This is a genomic window from Streptomyces winkii, assembly GCF_032248595.1.
Lineage (GTDB): Bacteria > Actinomycetota > Actinomycetes > Streptomycetales > Streptomycetaceae > Streptomyces > Streptomyces winkii.
This window is the reverse complement of sequence record NZ_JASTTH010000003.1, coordinates 660,047-677,446: the sequence shown is the minus strand read 5'-3', so window position 1 is coordinate 677,446 and position 17,400 is coordinate 660,047. Positions and strand designations below refer to the sequence as shown.

At 74.2% G+C, this 17,400-nt stretch carries 9 protein-coding genes; 4 read left to right on the top strand and 5 right to left on the bottom strand.

The window, feature by feature from the left end:
* Positions 1-87 precede the first annotated feature (87 nt).
* Entirely contained in the window at positions 88-597 is a 510-nt protein-coding gene (locus QQM67_RS11460) for a hypothetical protein (RefSeq protein ID WP_399066223.1), read from the top strand.
* 83 nt (positions 598-680) lie between these two features.
* Here the strand turns inward: QQM67_RS11460 and QQM67_RS11455 are convergent, their stop codons facing one another.
* The 4 genes from QQM67_RS11455 to QQM67_RS11440 form a co-directional block, all read right to left on the bottom strand.
* On the bottom strand, positions 681-5,432 hold the full coding sequence (locus QQM67_RS11455) for a coiled-coil domain-containing protein (RefSeq protein ID WP_314173588.1): 4,752 nt from the start codon (positions 5,430-5,432) through the stop codon (positions 681-683).
* A gap of 202 nt (positions 5,433-5,634) precedes the next feature.
* A complete protein-coding gene (locus QQM67_RS11450) occupies positions 5,635-6,522 on the bottom strand; it encodes a hypothetical protein (protein ID WP_314173779.1) in 888 nt (295 codons plus the stop codon).
* A 211-nt stretch (positions 6,523-6,733) separates the two neighbouring features.
* Positions 6,734-8,254, bottom strand: coding sequence for a hypothetical protein (locus QQM67_RS11445; RefSeq protein WP_314173587.1), 1,521 nt, complete (start codon positions 8,252-8,254; stop codon positions 6,734-6,736).
* Positions 8,255-8,429: 175 nt separating this feature from the next.
* On the bottom strand, positions 8,430-9,902 hold the full coding sequence (locus QQM67_RS11440; protein ID WP_314173586.1) for a HEAT repeat domain-containing protein: 1,473 nt from the start codon (positions 9,900-9,902) through the stop codon (positions 8,430-8,432).
* A 326-nt stretch (positions 9,903-10,228) separates the two neighbouring features.
* On the opposite strand from QQM67_RS11440, the gene QQM67_RS11435 reads away from it, so the two are divergent.
* Together QQM67_RS11435 and QQM67_RS11430 are read left to right on the top strand one after the other, a co-directional pair.
* Positions 10,229-11,743, top strand: coding sequence for a PP2C family protein-serine/threonine phosphatase (locus QQM67_RS11435; protein WP_314173585.1), 1,515 nt, complete (start codon positions 10,229-10,231; stop codon positions 11,741-11,743).
* 375 nt (positions 11,744-12,118) lie between these two features.
* Complete coding sequence (locus tag QQM67_RS11430; RefSeq protein ID WP_314173584.1) at positions 12,119-14,335, top strand: glycoside hydrolase family 15 protein; 2,217 nt, start codon at positions 12,119-12,121, stop codon at positions 14,333-14,335.
* Positions 14,336-14,455: 120 nt separating this feature from the next.
* Here QQM67_RS11430 and QQM67_RS11425 read toward each other — a convergent pair whose 3' ends face one another.
* Complete coding sequence (locus QQM67_RS11425; RefSeq protein WP_314173583.1) at positions 14,456-15,985, bottom strand: DNA-binding protein NsdB; 1,530 nt, start codon at positions 15,983-15,985, stop codon at positions 14,456-14,458.
* A 236-nt stretch (positions 15,986-16,221) separates the two neighbouring features.
* On the opposite strand from QQM67_RS11425, the gene QQM67_RS11420 reads away from it, so the two are divergent.
* On the top strand, positions 16,222-17,382 hold the full coding sequence (locus tag QQM67_RS11420) for an aminoglycoside phosphotransferase family protein (protein ID WP_314173582.1): 1,161 nt from the start codon (positions 16,222-16,224) through the stop codon (positions 17,380-17,382).
* Positions 17,383-17,400 lie beyond the last annotated feature (18 nt).

Genomic DNA, 17,400 nt, shown 5'->3' with positions numbered 1-17,400 from the left:
CCCAGACGCGTTCGCGGATTGTGGCGCAGTCCACTGACGTGGAAACGTGTGACGCTTGGGGGATTCTGAGGGGGGAGTGAAAGGATCATGTACGCGAGGCCAAGACTGCCGGACTCGGTCCGTTCGGCGGCGGTTCGCGCGCTCGTCATCGTCGCGGTGACCCTCGTGCAGTTGATGATCGCCGTGCTCTGTTCGCTCGCGCAGGTGTGGCTGGCCTTCCCCATGGTGATCTCCACCGTGGCCAGCACCGTGGTGGCGACGTGGGCGGTGCTCGATGTGTGGGTGACGCGCCAGGTGTGGCGGCAGCGGCACGGGGTGCTCTCCGAGCCGAGCAGCGCGGCCCGGGAGCGTGCCGTGGACCGGGCGCGCACGCGGACGAGGCGGAAGCCGGACCCGCAGCCGCAATCCCGGTCGCAGTCGCAATCCCAGCCCCAGCCGCAGGCACAGTCCCCATCGCATCCCCAATCGCAGCCGCAGTCGCAGCGATCCCGGCCGTCGGGGCAGGCGCACGCCCAGGCGAAGAGGCAGGCAGGCGCGAAGACGACGGCACGGGCCAAGGCCCGGAGGCGGACCCAGCACGACGGCCGCAACGTGTGAATTCTGTGAACTCTGCCTGGCCGCAGGGCTGTTGACGTTCGCGGGAGTTCCCAGCGGCCCGGGCGCGACGTGACGCCGGCCGGTCAGAGCTCCCCGCGAGGGCCCTCCGCCTGAGCCGGAACGCGCGGCTCGTGGCCGCCGTCCTCCGGCGGCCGCCGGAACATCCGCGTGGCGGTGATCTCCCCCTGGGAGGCCTCCTCTTCGGGATCCTGCTCCGGCAGCCCCGGACGCAGATGCTCCTCGACGCTGATGTACTTCAGCCCGGCCCGCAGGTCGGCGTCGTTGCGCAGCCGGATGACGAGCGGGAACTCGGCCAGGGCCGTGGTGTCGAACAGGCCCGTGGTGTAGAGCAGTTGGACGCCGAGCGCGTCGGCGACCGCGCGCTGCAACTCCAGGAGATAGGTGGCGTTGGCGCGCCCGATGGGGTTGTCGAGGAACAGCGTCCCTGCGTGCCGGTCCTTCTCCTGGCCGCGGTCGTTGCCGCGCAGCGCCGCCATCGTGCAGTACAGGGCGATGGCGGCGGTCAGCAGCTGGCCGCCGGAGAAGACGTCGCCCATCTGACCGACCGGCACCCGCTCGGCACGCAGCACCGCGTCCGGCTTGAGGATCTCCACGGAGACCCCGCGCGGCTCCAGCGCGGCGTGAACTCCCCGCAGCAGCAGGGACATTCCGTCCCGCCGCAGATCGGAGCTCTTCGCGACGGCGGTACGGGTGGTCTCGTCGACGACCTCGCCCAGCCGCTCGGACAGCACGGCCTGGTCGGGGTCGTCGAAGCGGATGCGCAGGAACTCCTGGCCCGACCACTCCCCCAGGCCCTCCGGCAGCCTGGAGAGGCGCTGCGCCGAACGCAGCGTCGCCAGCGACGACTCCACGAGACCGCGCAGCCGGTCGACGATGCTGTCACGGTTGCGCTCCAGCTGCTCCAGCTCGTCGCTGAGCACGCGGAGCCGCGGTGCGAAGGCCTCCGCCCAGGCGGACGCGTGCTCCGGCAGGGCGGCGGCGGGCAGTTCGCGGATCTGCTGCCGGGCGGGGGTGCGGACCTGCTCGTACCGGGTGGAGTTGGCGTGCCGTACGAGCACGTCGCACGCCTCGCGCACCGACTGCTCGGCGCCGGAGAGGTCGGCCGCGCAGCCCCGCAGGGAGCGGCGCGCCTCGGCCGCGCTCTGGCGGGCCTCGGCGAGCGTGCCGGGGTAGGGCTCGGGAGCCTCGGAGGCCTCCTGCGGGGCGGGCTGCTGCGGATCGCGCAGCAGGTCGCGCAGGAGCGCGGCCGTCTCGTCGAATCCGTCCGCGGCCTCCTCGGCGCTGCCGAGCGCCCGCACAAGCGCGGCGTGCGCCGTCCGGGCCTCCTCCAACTCGTCGCTGTGCGCGGCGAGTTCGGCGTTGGCCGTACGCAGCAGGCGCTGCGCCTCCTCGACGTCGCCCGGCTCCATGCCCGCCGGCAGCTCCGTGTGGCACTCGCCGTGGGCCGGTGCCAGCCGCTCGGCCTCGCCGCGCAGCCTGCCGAGCTGTTCGCTCGCGGCGGCGGCGCGGGACTCGAGCATCTGCACGCGCGCCTCGGCACGTGCCGCGGCGGCCTGGCGGGCGGGGCCGTCCGCGCCGTCGGACCCGTCCAGCAGCTGCGCGGCGCGGGTGCGGACCTTGTTGGTGAGCCGGTCCAGGGCCGCCCGTGCCGCGGATTCGTCGCTCTCGGCGTGCGCCTGCTCGGCACGCAGGTCCGCGCCCACACCGACCTTCTCGTACAGCCGCGAGGCCGACCGGTAGGCCTCGCGCAGCGCGGGCAGCGACGTGCCGCCCGGCGCCGGGAGGGTCTCGTCGATGTCGTCGGGGACGCCGGCGATCTGGGCGCGTTCGGCGCGCAGGGCACGGGCGGTGCGGCGCGCGTCGTCCGCCGCACGCTGGGCGGCCCGTCTGTCCTCGTCGCCCGCGCGTGCACGCGTCAGACAGGTCTCCGCCCGCTCTTCCGCCTCGACGGTCTCCTCTGCGAGGGCGCGGAGCCGGGTCAGCCAGCCGCCGCGCTCCCGCAGACGGGAGGCGAGGCCGGCAAGGGCGTCGGCGCCGCGGCGCGAGCGCTGCGCCTGTTCCTGCTGTTCGTCCCGAACGCGGGCGGCGTCGGCCGCCGCCTCCTCCGCCTCTTCGTGCGCCGTACGCGCCTGTGCGAGGTGTGTACGGGCCGCCTCCGCGGCGTCCCGGGTGCTCTCGGCCGCCGCCGCCAGCTCCGCGAGGCGCCCCGGGGGGCAGCCGGTGCGCCACGAGGCGAGCCGAGCCGAGAGGGTGCGGTCGGCGGAGAGGCGGGCGGCGAGGGTGCGGATCTCCTCGTCGCGGGCGAGCGCCCTGCCGCGCAGCTGCCTGCGCTCCTCGTCGGCGGCCTGCTCGTCGTGCATGGCCGGGTTCGGCGGTACGAGGAAGACGTCGTCGCGCCGCTCCGCGGAGCCCTCGCGGGGGACGGGCGCGAGGAGGGCCGCGGCGGTGCCGACCGCCACCGCGGAGCGGGGCAGCAACGCCGCGCCGGACAGGGCCTCTTGGGCCCGGGTGTGGCTGGCGGGGTCGGTGATGACGACGCCGTCGACCAGCTCGGGCCGGGCCGCCAGCACGTCGGCGTGGTCTGCCGGGTCGACGGCTTGTGCGAGATAGCGCCAGCCGGGCAGCGCGGGGATGCCGTGCTCGCCGAGGAAGTCCACGGTCGCGGTGACGTCGGGGGCGGGCGGCAGCAGGCCGCCGTCACCGAGGGCGCCCAGCATGCGGGAGTCCTCGGCCGCGGCGGTGCGCAGCTCGAACAGCTGCCGTTCGCTGCGGGCGACCGCGTCGTTGAGAAGCTCCGCCAGCGTCTCCCCCGCGGCATCCAACTCCTCGGCGGTGAGGGGGCCTTCGGCGCGGACGGCCGCGGGCGCCCCCTGCTCGTCGTCGCTGCGGGCCGTGCGCGGCGAGGGCACCGCGGGCGCGGAGGATTCGCCGTCCGGCACTGGACGCCCGGCCGTGTGCGGCATGCCGAGAAGTTCGGCGAGGCGTTCCTCCGTGCCCAGGGTCTCGGCCGTGCGGCGTTCGGCACCGTACGCGGCAGACGCCGCCGCGGCCGCGTCTTCGGCGCGGGCGGCGGCCAGTTCGGCGCGGGAGAGCTCAGCGCTCGCCTCGTGGGCCCGCTCGGCGGCGCGGCGTGCGGACTCGGACGACTCCTCCCAGGCCGCGGCGGCGCGCCGTCCGGCGTCCTCGGCGGCGAGGGCGGCAGCGGCGGGATCGGCCGTGCTCTCGCCGCCGCCCTCCTCAGGTGACTCGATCCACCCGGCGCGGACCGCCTCCGCCGTCTCCTGCTCCACCTCCGCGAGGCGCTGGCGCAGATGGCCCGTCTCGCTGCGGGCGCGCTGGGCCTCCGTGGCGGCGGCGGTGGCGTCCCGGTGCGCCGCCTCCGACTCGGCCTGGAGGGCGGCGGAGCGTTCCTCCTCCACCGCGGCCGTGTGCTCGGCCTCCTCGGACGCCGCGTGCAGGGCGCGTACGAGGTCGGCCGCGGCGGTGGCCCGGGCGGCGAGCGCGGGTGCGGCGTCCCGTTCGGCCTCGCGGATCGCGTCGGAGAGCCGTGCGGCACGGTCGGCGGCGGTGCGGTGCGCGAGCACGGTCTCGGCCGCCTGCCAGGCCGAGTGCAGGGTGCGGGCCTCGGTGAGTTCGCGGCGCTGCGCGGAGGCGGCCTTCTCCGCTCCCTCCAGCGCGGACGAGGCGTGTCTGTAGGCGAGTTCGGCAGCGATGAGGGAGGAGCGTTCGCGCGTGGCGGCGGCTCGGGTGACGGCCTCTTCCGCCTCGGCGGCCCGTTCGGCGAGCTCGGCGCTCGTGCGGCGTTCGGCGTCGCCGCGCGCCGAGAGGCGGCGCACCAGCGTGCGTGCGCGCCGTTCGGCGGCGGCGTGGATGTCGCGGGCACGCTCGCGCTGCTCCGCGGATTCGCCGATGCGGCGCAGCAGTTCGAGGGACCCGGCGGTGAAGTCGCGCTCCGCGGTGAGTTCGGTGCGGCGGCCGAGCTTGTGGGCGAAGCCGTGGACGAGGTCGGCAAGGCCGTCGGTGTCGCGTGTGTCGGTGACGGCCCGCAGCAGCAGGTCGGTGAAGTCCGAGTCGTTCTTGACGGCGAAGAGGCCGGCGGCCTCGCCCTCGTCGGCGTTCATCTCCCGCTGGTAGCGGAAGAGTTCGGGGTCGAGGCCGAGACCGGTGAGGCGCTCCGTCCAGCGTTCGTGCACCTCTTCCCAGGCGACGTCGAGGTTCGGGTACGCCTTGCCCGTCTCCGTCAGGACGTCCCGGAAGCCCTTCATGGTGCGCCGTCTGCCGCGCGCCGTGGAACCGCCCTCGGAGGCCGGGCGCAGCGCGGCCGACTCCGCGACGGGCAGCGAGTCGAGCGTCATGCCGGGACCGGGCCGGAAGGAGTACCAGGCCTCGGCGAACTTCCGCGGGTCGCTGGAGACTTGGCGTCCGCGCCACTCGCTGACCTTGCCGACGACGACCGTCTCGCCGGTGCGGGTGTGCTGCCACTCCAGGGCCACGTGCCCGCAGTCGTCGGCGAGCAGGAACTTGCGCAGCACGCCGGAGCTCGCACCGCCGAGGGTGTTGCGGTGGCCCGGCAGCATCACGGAGAAGATCAGCTTCAGCAGGACGGACTTGCCGCCGCCGTTCTCCAGGAAGAGGACTCCGGCGGGCGCGGGACGGCGCGGCGGTCCCGCCGGCTCGTCCTCGAAGAAGTCGGCCTGGGCGGGCGCCGGGCTGGGCACCGGGCCGCCGACTCCGCGCAGATCCAGCACGGTGTCGGCGTAGCGCGCACCGGCGGGTCCGATGGAGTAGAGGCGGATCCGGGACAGCTCGTACATGGCGGCGGGCTCTCGTGGTCGTGGTGGTCGGTGGTCTACGGGGTGGGGTTGGCGGTCGGTTGCCGGGGCCGGAGCGCGGGCTGACGGCAACGGGCGCTGGACATGCCGCGGTCCGCTCGACAGGGGCATACGGCTACGGGACGGGCCCGGCCCGGGGCGGCAGGGTCATGGACGCGAGCCGGATCACGCGTGGAAGTCCGGTTCACGAGTGGAAGGGGAGGGCCGCGTCGCCCGCGATCTGCGAGCCGTCGCCCTCGGGGGCCGGGAGGAGCGTGGCGGTGCCGTCGCTGACGGGGACGACGCCCAGCTCCAGCAGTTCGGACATCGCGGCGCTGCCCGCCATGTCGCGGACCTGGAGCTGGTAGCGGGCGGTGGTGCGGTAGGTGCCTCCCGCGTCGTCGCTCGTGCGCTGGAGGAATCCGGAGTCGACGAGGAAGGCGACGGCCTTGCCGATGATGCCGGTCGTCGAACCGGCAAGCCTGCGGGCGTCCTTGGTGGCGCCGGTGGCGCTGCGCCGTGCGTACACCCGCCAGGCGGCTTCGAGGCCGGGAGCGTCGGTGACCGGGTCGTGGTTCTCGCCCGCCTCCTCCGCGCGCTCCGCGAGTCGCCGGCACGCCTGCCGTACGAAGGAGTCCACGCCGTTGACCGAGATGCGGCCGATGTAGCTGTCGTCGGCGAGGTCTTCGGGACGGGGGAACGCCATTGCCGCGACGGCCAGATGGGCGAGGCCGTGCAGAAAGCGGTCGGCGGAGTCGGCGGCGGCCCGGCGCGCGTAGTCGCCCATCCGGACGGCGAAGACCGAGTCCTCCCCCGCGGCGAGGGCCATTCCGGCCCGGTGCGAGACCTCCAGGACGACGAGGCCCAGCCCCGTGGCGACGGCGTCGGCCAGGCGCGCGAACGCGGGCTCTTCGCGGTAACGCCGCAGCAGACCCGCGTATTCGGCGTCACGGGCGGGGAGCAGCTTGGGCTGCAGCCCGAAGGAGACGAGGCGCGCGGCGTCGGCGGTGTCGGCGGGCGTGACCGCCGCCTGTGACGACGGTGAGCCGGGACGGGAGCCGGAGGCGGCCGGGTTGCCCGCTCCGTCGTCCAGGTCCCCGCTCTGGTCGAGGTGTTCGGTCACGGGTGCGTCACTCCTGCGCCTCGGGGTCGGATGCGGGCGGGACGGGGACGGGGGTCGTGGCCGAGTGTCAACGCACCCGCCTCACACGGCAGTTCACGTCGGGCCGTGGACGGCGCGAGGGGCGGAACCGGCGTGCCCACGGCCGCTGTCACCGCGGCTCCCGCCGCCGTGGCCCGGCGCCTCATGCCGCCCCCTCCCGGCCGTCACGGCTGGACGCCGCCTCCGCCTCGTCGAGCACCGCCGTGCCCACGATCAGGTCCGCTCCCCCGAACTCCTCGTCGTCGAGCTCTTCGCCGTCGTCGACGGCGAAGAGCAGCGTGCGCTCGCCCTGGCGGTGGGCGGTGCCCACGGGCGGGCTCGCGGCGTGCACCGCCAGCAGCGAGACGAGATGGGGCAGTTCGGGATCGAGGCGCCTGGCGTCGGCCAGCAGCCCGGAGAGCCTGCGCGGCGCGTCCGCCGGGAGCGCCAGCAGCTCCATGGCGGACTCCAGCTGCTCCTCGCTGAACCTGCTGTCGTCCGGGGTGGCGATCAGATCCGGCTCCGGCATCTCGGCGCCCAGGTGTTCGCGCGGTGCGGGCGGCGTCAGCAGCATCTCCGTCAGATCGCCGAGGCGCGTGGCACCCGGCGTGCGCAGCCCCGCCCCGTGAGCGAAGAAGGCGTCCGTGACCCCGCCCGCGTGCTCCAGCGGCAACGGCAGGAGCGGCGCGAGCAGTTGACCGTACAGATCGAGGCCGGTGCGGGCGGCCGGCGGCGCGAACGCCTGACGGTCCTGCTCGGCACGGAAGAGCGGCCCGGCCGCCAGCAGCCGGGACTGGAGCTGGGTGTGGCGGCGGATGCAGTCCTTGACGATGTCGACGAGCTCGGCGGCGCGGCGCTTGTGGTCGGGGCCCCGCTCGGTCGCCGCCTCGTCGCGGGCGCGGCGGATGTTGGTGAGGATCGCGTTCTCGTGGCGGTAGCGCTCGGCGACGTGCTCCAGGGCCTCGGTGATCATGTCGGGCACGGTGCTCAACCAGTCCACCGCGCGGACGTCGCGCCGCGTGGCCTCAAGGGTGCGGCGCAGCGTCTCCGCATACTGCACCGTGCGGTAACGGGCTTGCTCCGCCGCGAGTTGGGCGTCTGCGAGGCGCCCGCGGCTGACGAGGACCTCCAGTTTGACCTCGGCGGCGATCTGGGCGCTGGTGACGTCGGTGTCGAGCGCGCCGACCAGGACGTTGACCGCCTCGTCGGTGGTACGCAGATACACGCTGCCGCCGGGCCCCGGGACCTCCTCGATCAGCTTGAAGTCGTAGTCCCGGCGCACATAGGAGCCCTCCGGCCCGAACGTGCCGTACACGGCGCGGAATCCGCGGTCGACGCTGCCGACGTTGAGCAGGTTCTCCAGCACCCAGCGGGCGACGCGCTCGTGCTCCGCGGCGGAACGGCCCGGAGCCTGGGCGGCGACGCGGGGCAGCAGCCGCGCCACGACGTCCTCATGGTCGGCGCCGGTGTCGAAGTCCATCTGGAGGGTGACGAGGTCGATGGCGCTGAGTGCGACCTCGGCCATCGCGTAAGTGCTGTACTCCCCCGCGAGGTTGGCCTTGCGGACGTCCAGATCGTGCAGCGGCGCGGTGCAGGCGAGAGCGCGCAGCCGCCGCGCCAGCCCCTCGTCGGCCGCGGGGCCGGGAGCCGGGGACGGGACGATCGGCGGGGCGTGCTCAGTCACGACGGACACACTATGCGGTGGCACCGACAACGCCCGGAACAGCCCCTGATGTCGCTTACGTGACCAGCGCGCGGTCCCGACTGCGCGCCCCCTTACGGCAGTTCACGCGAGAGTCCGCACCGGCCCCGCCGCCGCGGTTCCCTCGCCGTGGAGTACGCCGCGACCCGACCCGGCGTCAGCGCCCCGCCTCCGCACCCGTCCCCGGGCTGAGCCTGCCGCGCACCGCGCTCTGCACACCGGCCTCCTCGGCGGGATCAGCGGCGAGCCGCCGCAGCCGTTCGACAACGCGCTCGTCCCCGGTCGCGGCGTACTCCGCGGCGACGGCCCGCGTGGTCTCCTCGCAGTCCCACAGGCACTCCACGGCGAAGCCCGCGGCGAACGACGGATCGGTGAGGGCGAGCGCCCCCGCCGCACGGCCGCGCAGCTGTGAGGAGGCCGTCTCCCGGTAGATGTGCCGGAGCACGGGTGCGGCGCATTCCACGCCGAGCCGGCCGACGCCGTCCACGAGGGGCCAGAGCTCGTCGCTGTCGGGCCCTTCCTCGCGCACGGTGCGGCGCAGCGCGCCCAGAACCGCCTCCGCGTCCTGAGCCGCGCCGCAGCAGGCGAGCATCTCCGCCGCCACGGTCGTCAGACGAGCGGGCAGCGAGCCCGCGGGGGCGGACACCCACTGCCGGGCGCGGACGACGGCCGCCGTGCTGCGCATCCTCGCGAACGCGCAGAGCGCGGCCTCGGCGACGGTCTCGCTCGGCTCGGCGGCGGCCAGTTCGATGAGGTCGAGGGCGTCGGGATCGCCGTGGCCGGCGAGGTGGCGCAGCGCCGCCGCGCGTGCGGCCTCGCGCTGGCCGCGGGCCGCGTCGAGCAGCTCTGCCCGGTCCTCGGGAGCGGCCACGGCGGACAGGCACCGGGCGGCGGCCGCCTCCCGGGAGACCCGCGGGTGCTGCTCGTATCCGTCCTGCGCCCAGTCGAGGACTTCGCGCACGCTCCAGCCGGGCCTCGGCCCCTGGGCGTGCAGCTGCCGCTGCCAGCGGTCGAAGCAGCCCGCTTCGCGCACGCGGCGCAGCCGCTCCGCCTGCTCGGGACGTGCCGGGTCCTCCGCCCACAGACGCCACGGACGGGGCTCGAAAGCGTCCCTCGCCGCGGCGGCCAGCTCCGCGTCGCCCTCCGCGGTGTGCGGGAAGCGGGAGAGCACGGCGGGGCCCAGCCCGCGCAGGCCCTCGTCCTCGTCGCGTACGGCCAGTTCGTCCAGGGCCCACTGCCAGTTGGCGCCCGACGTGGCGTACCGGCGCAGGAGTCGCGTCGCGCCGGCGTTCTCGTACGAGGCGAGGTGGCCCAGCACGGAGAGCGCCAGCCCCGTGCGCATCTCGCAGTCGCCCGCGGAGGGGAGCCCGTCCTCCGGAGCGAAGAGGTGTTCCTCGATGTCGTCGAGCGAGGCGTCGAGCTCCATGTGGAGCCGTGCGTAGTAGAGCGAACGGTGCTCGATCTGCCAGTCCCGCCGGGGATCGTGGAGCACGCACTGCCTCAGCGCGGCGAGCGCCTCGGCACGGGGTGCCGCCAGCGCGTGCAGCGTGCCGTCGCCGCGGCCTCTCTGAAGGAGGCCGAGCAGCGTGCCGCTGGGCGCTATGTCTGAATCGACGGAATCGACGAACATAAGGGTCAGCATCCGGTGCGGGGTGTTCGACTGGCAACGGGATTTCCGTTGACCAGCATCCTTGCCGGTGGTCGCCGTTCTACTCCTGGTGCACGGCCGGGGCACAAGCGGAATGGAGAGACCTCCCGTACGGGCGGGGAGCTTACCGGCACTCCCGGCAGGGACCCAGCCGTGGTCGGGAGGCGGCGGGCGGCACCCGGGGCGGTTCGGCCTGGGGGCATATGTCGCGAGCACCACCGGATCGGGTATCGCGAAACCACTTACGGAGGGTCGCCGCCTGTGCAACAGTCGTAACCGAGCCCTCACTTCCCGTATCGGAGATCTCGATGCCCTCCCACCTCGATGCGGACCGCGCGGCCTCCCAGCCGCCCGGACACGGTGTGCTGGACGCCCTCATCACGCAGGCGCGGCACCTGCGCGGCGGTATCGACGCCGTGCGCCCCCGCGCGGCGGACGAGGACGGCGAGGGAGTCGAGGACCCGGCGCGACGCTGGCGGCGAGCCCTGTGCGACCTCGCCGCCCACCACCTCGACGACCTGGACGAACACCTGGGCCAGCTGCGGGCGGGCGCTCCCGTACCGCCCCCGCCGAGCGGCCCGTCGGCCGCTGCCGGTGACGCCACGGGAGGCAGGGCGCCCACGGACGCCCCGGACTCTTCCGGTGATCCCACGACGCTCACCGGCCGGGTGGGCAGCGCGGAGTGGAACCTGCTCACCGACGAGGTGTCCTGGTCCCAGGAGCTGTACGGGATCTTCGGCCGCGCGGCCGAGGACGGGCCTCTCTCCCTCGACGAACTCCCCTCCTGGGTGCTCCCCGACGACCAGCCCCTGCTGGCGTCGGCCGTGACGGACTGCCTCGTGGACGGCAGGCCCATCGACAAGGAGTTCCGGATCATGCGTCCGGACGGCGCGGTCCGCAGTCTCCATCTGCTCGGCGAGCCGGTGCTCGACGGCCAGGACGGCACCGCGGCGATGTGGGCCGTGCTCCGTGACGTCAGCGAGCTGCGCCGCAGCGAGCACGCCGTACGCGAGATCCGCGAGACGGTCCGCCACGAGCGGAACGCCGCGCAGGCCGAGCGGAGGCTCGCGGCCGAGTTGCAGGAGACGGTGCTCCCGCCCTGGCGGGGCTCGCGGCGGATTCCCCGCGGCGGCGGGCCGGGACGCACGGGCGCCGTGGGCACCCTCGACATCGCCTCGCACTATCTGCCGTCCGCGACGAGCACCATGATCGGCGGCGACTGGTACGACGCGCTCGAACTGCCCGGCGGCGCCACCCTCCTCTCCGCGGGAGACCTCACCGGGCACGGCGTCGCGGCCGCCTCCGGGATGGCGATGCTGCTGGGGGCGGTGCGCGGCATGGCCTTCGCGGGCGTGGAGCCGGGCGTGCTGATGGGCCATCTGAACCGGTTGCTGGAGGCCTCCGCCCAGCCCGCTCTCGGCAGCGCGGTGTGCTGCCGCTACGAGCCCGCCGACCGCACCCTCACCTGGGCCCAGGCGGGGCATCCGGCGCCGGTCCTCTTCCGCGGCGGCGGGGGCAGGGTGCTGCGCCCCCCGCAGGGCGTGATGCTCGGGGCGACCTCGGGTGCCGCGTACGGCCAGAGCACCGAAGTGCTGCGCCCCGGCGACCTGCTGGTGCTGCACACGGACGGGCTCGCCCCGCGCGCCGGGGGGCCGGGCACCGCGGGCGCGCAGCACACCGCGGCGGACCGCCTGCTGGACCTCGCGGGCCGCTTCGCCGGGACGCGCTCGGCGCACGAGTGCGTGCGCGTCCTCATCGAGGAGTTCGCCGGCGGGGAGCGTGAGGACGACGCCTGCGTGCTGGCCGCCCGCGTGAGCGACTGACCACCCGTAGGACCGTTACGGCCCGTGCGGCGGTCGACGCCGGTACCGGTACGGCGCTGACGTGCCGTCAGCAACCGGAGCCCGTCAGGGCAGCCCCACGGCGACGTCACATCGTCAACTACCGGCGCCCGCGGGCCTGTTGAGACGGCCGTGCCCCGAAGTGTCACCGGGTGCCTATACGGGACCATTACCGAGAAAGCGCCCGTGGGCGTTCATTCCTTGTAGTCACAACACTCACTCTTGACGTCTCGTTTCTCCGCCGCGAAGCTTTCGCTCACCCGGGACGTGGCCGTCCGACCAAGCGGCTTCACGTGATGAACTCATCGGGGCGCGGCGGTCGGCCGGCCCCCGTTTCTCTCCTCACCTGGAGGATGCGTGCGTACCAACTCCCGCCGGAACTTCCTGCGAGCAGCGCTGGTCGGGGCGTCGGCGATCGCCGCCCCGGTCCCGCTGGCGGGAGTGGCCCGGGCCGAGGCCGCAGGGGGAACCACGGGGACGGCCTCGGGAGAGGCGCCCGGCGGCCCGGGCGCGAGCGCGGCGTTCGCCCCTGCCGACAAGACCGGCTTCGGCACCTCGCGCACGAAGCAGAGCCCGGTGTGGTTCACGCTCCAGGGCGGCCGGATGAGCGAGACGTACTACCCGGACCTGAGCACCCCCGCCAGCCGGCAGACGCAGCTCGTGATCACGGACGGGAAGACGTTCGCGGAACGCCTCAGCGACGGCGAGTGCCGTACGGAGCTGTGCGGGCAGGGCGGCGCTCCCGCCTACCGGCTCACCAGCAGGGGCACGGGCTGGTGCGCGGTCACGCGGTACGTCACCGATCCTGAGCGCGCGAGCGTCCTCGTCGACGTCGAGGTGCGCTCCGAGACGGGCGCGCCGCTCCAGGTGTTCGTCCTGCACGACCCGTCGCTGTCCGGCGAGGGCAACGACGACAGCGCCTTCCCCCAGGACGGCGCACTCGTCGCGAAGGACGAGCACGCGGCGAGCGCGCTCGTCGCCCAGGACGGCTTCGCGGAGTCGACGGTCGGCTATCTCGGCGTGAACGACGGCTGGAGCGAACTTTCCGAGAACCAGGGCCGCTTGAAGCACCACTACGCCACCGCGGGCCCCGGAAACGTCGTGCAGGTCGGCCGGCTCCGCATGGACGGATGCGCCCGCACGCGGCAGACGGTGGTGCTCGGCTTCGGCGAGAAGCCCGCGGAGGCCGTGCGCACGGCGCGGCGCTCGCTCCGGCGGGGCTTCGAGGCGGCTTCGCGCGCGTACGGGCGCGGCTGGGCCGACTACCTCGCCGGACTGCCCAACTCGCCCGGGAGCCTGCGGAGTCCGTCCGACCAGGCCCTCTACACGGCGTCCGTGGTGGCGCTGGCCGCGAGCGAGGACAAGCACAACCCCGGCGCGTTCATCGCCTCGCCGTCCATGCCGTGGGCGTTCGGCACCGACCGGCACATCGCGCCCGAGACCGGTTCGTACCACCTGGTGTGGGCCCGCGACCTCTACCACATCGGTACGGGACTCCTGGCGGCCGGCGACCGCGACGCGGCGAACCGGGCCATGGACCATCTGCTGCGCAGTCAGATGTCCGACGGGCACTGGTCGCAGAACCACAAGGTCGACGGCACGCCGTTCTGGACGAACATCCAGCTGGACGAGACGTCCACGCCGATGCTGCTCGCCTGGATGCTCGACCGCCACGACGCGAAGACGCTCCGGCACCTGCGGCGCGGTGCGGACTTCATCCTGAAGTTCAAGAGCGAGGAGGGCTACAAGGCGCCCTTCAGCCCGCAGGAGAGGTGGGAGGAGCAGAGCGGCTACTCGCCCTCCACGATCGCCTCCGCCATCGCGGCCCTCGTCTGTCTCGCCGACCTGATGCGGCGCGGCGGCCAGGGCGCCGAGTCCGTGAAGTACCTCGAGGCCGCCGACAAGTGGCGGGATGCGCTGGACGGCTGGACGGTGACGACCAACGGGCCGCACTCCTCCGAGCCGTACTATCTGCGGCTCACCAAGGACGGCAAGCCGAACTCCGGCACCGCGTACGAGCTCGGCAACAACAACGAGGGCAAGGCCGACCAGCGCACCGTCGTGGACGCGGGCTTCCTGGAGCTCGTGCGGCTCGGCATCAAGCCCGCCGACGACCCGGTGATCCGCAACTCCCTCGCGGTCGTCGACCGCGAGCTCGCGGTCGACACCCCCTCCGGCCGGCACTGGCACCGCTACAGCGGCGACGGCTACGGCGAGCAGCCGAACGGCGACCCCTGGATCGTCGACCGTCCCGAGGTGAAGACGACGTACGGCCGCGTCTGGCCCATCTTCTCGGGCGAGCGCGGGGAGTACGAACTCCTCTGCGGCGACCGGCAGTCGGCGGCCCGGCGACTGCGCGACATCGCCGCCACGGCCGGCGAGACGCTGCTGCTTCCCGAGCAGGTGTGGGACGACCGCCCGCCCGTGCCGCGCGAGCCGTCCGGCAAGGGCACGGCGTCGGCCACGCCGCTCGCCTGGACGCACGCGCAGTACATACGCCTCGCGTGGTCCGTGGAGCGCGGGTCTCCGGTGGAGTACCCGACCGTCGTGGCGGAGCGCTATCTGCGCCGCTGATCCGGCAGCCGCCCCGTCCCCACGCCCGTACGGACTACTTGGGACGCGTCTCCAACGGGACCCCCGCGGAAGGTCCCCCGACCCCCAACCGGCCCGGCCGGCCCGGGGATTGCTGCTCGCTCAGACCGAGCGCAGCCCCCTGCTCCCGGGCAGCCGGGCCGGCTTGGGCTCCCGTGAGAGCTTCGGCTGCTTGGGCTGCTTCGGCAGGGCGTGCCGGATCTCCTCGCGGAGGTCCGCGACGGGGCCGTGCCCGGCGTACTGGCCCGTGAGCCGGTACATCTCGCGCAGCCGGTCCCAGGTGCGGTGCGAGGAGTTCTCGCCGATGCTCACCAGGGCCAACCGGGCGTAGCGGTCGGCCTGTTCGGGCTCGTCCGCGATGAAGTACGCCGACGCCAGAGAGATCCAGTCGAAGATCTTCGAGCGCTGGCGCCCGTCCTCCCTCAGCTCGAGGGCCCGCGTGGCGTGCGCCTCGGCGGCACCGGCCGCCACCGGATCGTGCTCGGCGAGCGTGCGGAACGCCAGGGCCTGCATGCCGTGCAGATCCGCCTCGTCGAACATCTGCATCCAACTCGGCGGCGGTACGTCGCCCTTGTCGGACGCGAAGAGCTCCTCGGCCTCCCCGAGCGTCCGCCGCATCTCCTGCCCGCGCCCCATCGACGCCTGAGCCCACGCCTCGATGGTGTGCAGCATGGCCCGCGTGCGCGGCAGCATCTCCTCGCCGGAGCCCGCCCGGGCCAGCTTCATCAGGTCGAGCGCGTCGTCGGGCCTGCCCAGATGCACCATCTGGCGTGCGGCCCGCGAGAGGGCCTCGCCCGCGCGTGGCCTGTCGCCGCCCTCGCGTGCGGCGTGCGCGGCGATGACGAAGTACTTCTGCGCGGTGGGTTCCAGGCCGACGTCGTGGGACATCCAGCCGGCGAGCACCGCGAGGTTCGCGGCCACCCCCCACAACCGCCGCTGGAGACGCTCCGGATGGTGGTAGGCGAGCATCCCGCCCACCTCGTTGAGCTGGCCGACGACCGCCTTGCGCTGGAGTCCGCCGCCGCGCGCCGCGTCCCAGGCGCGGAAGACCTCGACCGAGTGCTCCAGCGCCTCGATCTCCTGCGACCCCACGGGGGCCGCGTCGTACCTGTCGACGGACGCCTGGTCCGCGTGGCGCAGCTGGCCCGGGCTGCCCTGGTGGAGAACGGCGGCGGAACCCGGGGCGCCGTGGAGCCACTCGTACATGGCACTGCTGAGTGCCGATCCTGCGGTGAGCGCGGCACCCGCGCCCACCAAGCCGCGTCGGTTGAGCATGAGGTCCATTCCCGTGAATTCGGTGAGGACCTCGGCCGTCCGCTCGGGCGCCCACGGCACCCCGTCCAGTCCGGACTGCTGCCGTCTGGCGGACTGCCCTGGCTTGCTGAACCCGAGGTCCTCGATGGTCACGACACGGCCGAGTCGCTCGGTGAACAGGGCCGCCAGCACCTTCGGCACCGGATCGCGCGGGGTCTCCCCCATGTCGATCCAACGCCGCACCCGCGAGGTGTCGGTCGCCAGCTGCGCGTGGCCCATGGCCACGGACTGCCGGTTCACGAGCCTCGCGAGCTCGCCCTTGGACCATCCGGCGAGGCCGAACAGGTCCGCGAGACGGGTGTTGGGTCCCTTGGTCACGTCAAGCCCCCAGGTTCTCGGCTGAGTTGACAGTAACCCCCGCTCAACTGCCCTGCGAGTATTCGCCAGGGTTCGCCAGGGTCCGCCAGATGGTGTGCCACCCGCGCGCGGGTGTCCTGTAGGAACGCGCCACCCCGGTCCCGTCCGGCAGGCCACGCATTCCCCAGGGTGCGGGCCGCCGCCGGGCGGGCCCGGCGGGCGCGCGACCCGTCGGCGTACGAAGGGACTCTGCTCACATGCATCCAGCGACGTCCGCCGTGTCCGCACCGCTCCGGCCGCTCGGCACGCCGCCCTACGGCGGCGGCTCCCCCGCGGTTCCCTCCGCTGCGCGGACGGCCGCCGGGCGGGGCGGCGCCGCGCGGACGCGGCTCGCGACCGGTGCCGGATCTCAATCCGTCAGCGGGAGACTGGACTTGTCCGGCCCTCACGGTGCGCAGCTGCGCGCGGCCATCGCCTCCGTCCACCGCATCTGCCCGGAGTTCCACCCGGTGCAGGTGCTGCGCCGGGTCGGCCGCTCCGTGCTGGTGTCGGGGACGGCCGGCCGGAACGCCGTGGTCGCCAAGTGCCTGGTGGACAAGGCCGATTCGTCCGTCGAGCGCTTCCGGCACGAAATAGCGGCCTACCGCGCCTTCGTGCACAACCGGCCCCCGGTCCGGGTGCCGAGGCTGGTGGCAGCGGACCCCGAAGAGTGCGTGCTGGTGATCGAGCGCATGCCGGGCCGCGTGGCGGCGTTACGCCGTCATCTGCTGGACAGCCCGCCGCGCGCCGATCTGCGCGCCTCGCTGGGCGCGTTGTGCAAGGTCAACCTCTGGCAGCCGCCGTCCTCGGCCTTCACGCGTCCGATCGACTATCCGTCCCGCCTGGCCCGGTGCCACGCGCAGGGTCTGCTGACGGACCGTGATCTCGGGGACCTCCAGTCGTTGCTGCACGGGATCGCCAAGGCGCAGGGCGCGGGCGGCGGCACGCCCTGGCAGTTCTGCCACGGGGACGCCCTGCTGACCAACGTGCTCCTCGCCCCGACGGGCCCCGCTCTCGTCGACTGGGAGCACGCCGGCTGGTACCTGCCGGGGTACGACCTGGCGACGCTGTGGGTGGTGCTCGGCGACGCGCCGATGGCCCGCCGCCACATCAGCCAGCTCGCGCAGGCGCAGGGCGCGGCGGCCAGGGACGCGTTCCTGGTGAACCTGATGCTCGTGCTGACGCGTGAGATCCGTACGTACGAGACCGCGATCCAGCGCACCATGCGGGGACCGGCCCCGGCCGCACCCCCGGGCGGCGGCCAGGAGCGCCCGGGCGCCATGGCCACCGGCGAGCAGCAACGGCTGCTGCTGCGCCGGCTGCACGACGACTGCGGTCTCGCGCGCGGGGCGGTGCGTGCCGCCGTGGGCACCCGGTAGGCGGAGCCGGCGGGGGGT

Bases quoted from the DNA above. Each gene is read 5' to 3' on its own strand.
- QQM67_RS11460 (WP_399066223.1), top strand. From the start codon at position 88: ATGTACGCGAGGCCAAGACTGCCGGACTCGGTCCGTTCGGCGGCGGTT.
- QQM67_RS11455 (WP_314173588.1), bottom strand. From the start codon at position 5,432: ATGTACGAGCTGTCCCGGATCCGCCTCTACTCCATCGGACCCGCCGGT.
- QQM67_RS11440 (WP_314173586.1), bottom strand. From the start codon at position 9,902: ATGTTCGTCGATTCCGTCGATTCAGACATAGCGCCCAGCGGCACGCTG.
- QQM67_RS11435 (WP_314173585.1), top strand. From the start codon at position 10,229: ATGCCCTCCCACCTCGATGCGGACCGCGCGGCCTCCCAGCCGCCCGGA.
- QQM67_RS11420 (WP_314173582.1), top strand. From the start codon at position 16,222: ATGCATCCAGCGACGTCCGCCGTGTCCGCACCGCTCCGGCCGCTCGGC.